This window comes from Secundilactobacillus malefermentans DSM 5705 = KCTC 3548 (genome assembly GCF_001436395.1).
Classification (GTDB): Bacteria; Bacillota; Bacilli; order Lactobacillales; family Lactobacillaceae; genus Secundilactobacillus; species Secundilactobacillus malefermentans.
Genome location: NZ_AZGJ01000129.1, coordinates 1 through 777 on the forward strand (window position 1 = coordinate 1; position 777 = coordinate 777).

The 777-nt window shown below is 36.2% G+C and carries 1 protein-coding gene; it reads left to right on the top strand.

Going from position 1 to position 777, the window contains the following annotated elements; genetic code table 11:
• A partial coding sequence (locus FD44_RS10115) for a MobA/MobL family protein (RefSeq protein ID WP_162258124.1) occupies positions 1 to 777 on the top strand: 777 nt, incomplete at both ends.

Sequence of the window (777 nt, forward strand, 5' to 3'; positions counted from 1 at the left end):
GATGTTAACCAATCGCCCATTTAGCCCCGATGGTAGTTGGGGATTAAAAGCAAAGACGCAGTATATTAAAGATGAAAATGGCAAACAACTTTTAACCAAAAGCGGGTTTCCAAAACAAAGAAAAATTTGGTTGGTTGATTGGGATAAAAAGGAAAAAATTAATGAGTGGCGAAAAAATTGGGCGTTGAGTGTTAATCAGTTCTTAGCACAAAAAAATATTCCGGATCGGATCAGCGAAAAATCATTTATCGAGGAAGGAATAGCTGATACCCCAATGCAACATGAGGGAATCAATAGCAAACGGCATGAAAGAAAAGAATTTAACCAACAAGTTAAGAACTATCGCAAGGCCAAAGCCAGTTATAAAAACAACCAAGAAAAAGCCATTAATCGAGGGCATTTAGATAGCCTAAGTAAACACTTCTCGTTTAATGAAAAACGGGTAGTTAAAGAGTTAAGCCATGAACTGAAAACTTATATCAGTTTGGAGAACTCAGATGATAAGCGGCGCATGCTATTTAATTGGAAAAACAGCACCTTAATTAAACATGCGGTTGGTGAAGATGTGACTAAACAATTATTGACAATTAACCAACAAGAAAGCTCACTCAAAAAAGCAGATGAACTCTTAAATAAAGTAGTTGATCGCACGACGAAAAAACTTTATCCAGAGCTTAATTTTGAACAGACCACGCAAGCTGAAAGACGAGAATTAATTAAGGAAACCGATAGCGAACAAACAGTTTTCAAGGGTAGTGAATTAAACGAACGTTTAAT